This window comes from Streptomyces sp. NPDC015032, assembly GCF_043080425.1.
GTDB lineage: Bacteria > Actinomycetota > Actinomycetes > Streptomycetales > Streptomycetaceae > Streptomyces.
The window spans coordinates 1-1,609 of sequence record NZ_JBIBVN010000120.1; the positions used below are offsets into that span (position 1 = coordinate 1).

The window sequence follows — 1,609 nt, forward strand, 5'->3', positions numbered from 1 at the left end:
AGGAACACGAAACCGTCGTCGATGTGGGTGATGTGGGTCTTCTCCACCGAGAGGGTCATCTTCAACCGCTCGGCCAGCATCTGCGCGATCTCCGTCCGGATCGCCTCCGCGTCCGACCGTTCACCGTGCACGAGCACGACGAAGTCATCCGCGTAACGAATCAGACGGTAGTTCGGCTGCCCGCGCCGTCGTCGCTGCTGGCGACGCCAGGGCGGGCTCATCTCCCGATCCCAGATGCCAGCGAAGTGGCGGTCCAGTACGGAGAGATAGATGTTGGCCAGCAACGGAGAGGCGACCCCGCCCTGCGGCGTGCCGGTCAGGCTCGCGGCAAGTCCACCGTGGCGTTCGACAATCCCCGCCCGCAGGAACGCGCGGACCAACCGCAGCACCTTGCGATCGGAGATTCGCTCTTCCACCAGGCCCATCAGGACCTGGTGGTCGACGTTGTCGAAGCACGCGGTGATGTCCCCTTCCACCACCCACTCATAGGAGCGGCTGGTGAGCTGGTGGATCTCGGCGACAGCATCCTGAGCCCGGCGCCCCGGCCGATACCCGTAGCTGGACGGGTAGAAATCGACCTCGAACACCGGCTCCAGGACCAGCTTGAGGGCCATCTGCGCGACTCGGTCACGCAGAGTCGGAATCCCCAGCAAACGGATCTTCCCGTTTCGCTTGGGGATGGACACCTGCCTCACGGGCAGCGCGGTGAACGTGCCGTCCTTCAGGGCGGATCGGAGCTCCTCCAGGAAGGGCAGCACTCCGACGTCCTCCTCGACGTGGCGGCGGGTGACCGCATCCACGCCGGCTGTCCTGGCACCCTTGTTGCCGGCGACCCGCTCCCAGGCGACCAGCAAGGTCGCCCGGTCGCAGATCAGGTTGAACACGTCACCGAACCGGCGCTCCGGTTCGGCCCGCGCCCATCGGTGCAGCTTCCGCTGGTGGTCAAGTACCCGACGTTCGGCCTCAAAGATGTTCGGCCATGACGGTGCGCTGCTGTTCAACGGCGCGTCTCCCCTCCGCCAGTCATGCTGCTGATCACGCTGCCGCCCTTCCCCACGTGGCCAGCTCTCCTGACCTCCGAGTACTACGACGGCTCCGCCACGATCCGATGCCCTGGGCGGGCATTGCGCCTGCCCTCCGCCCGGCTGGAAACCGGAGGGGCAGGGCGGCATCAGACCGCTTCCCACGTTCACTGATGTCCGTTGTGACGGGTGTCGGCGTCCGGCTATACCCCGACGGCATCGCCACGGGCCGCACATCGCAGTCTTGGCCCGGGCCTCCCGCCGCCCAAATCACACGGACGACGGAAGCGGGCAGGTCAAAAGCCACGACCTGCCCAGCACCGCAAAGTGATCCATCCACCAGATTCAGCAGATCACTGACGACTAACGGGGCTTCTGACACCGGTTCAGTTCCCTTACGCCTTTCCCGTCCTCGCTAGCGGGCACGAGCCGTCTGGTAGTACCGACCCGCCCCTACATTGTCGAGGCCGCTTCCAGCCTTGCCCCCAACCCGGGGCTCAGCCTGCCTCCAGCTTCGACCGGTCACTGCGATAACCGGCGGCGGGTCCTTCCTCCCGCACGGATCCATCAGCGCCTCGTGGCGCACG

General features: G+C 66.3%; 1 protein-coding gene. It reads right to left on the reverse strand.

Annotated features, from left to right (window positions below; translation table 11 throughout):
• Positions 1 to 1,001: group II intron reverse transcriptase/maturase (gene ltrA / locus ACF08M_RS41640; RefSeq protein ID WP_392190526.1), on the reverse strand; the 1,001-nt coding region annotated here is incomplete at its 3' end.
• Positions 1,002 to 1,609 lie beyond the last annotated feature (608 nt).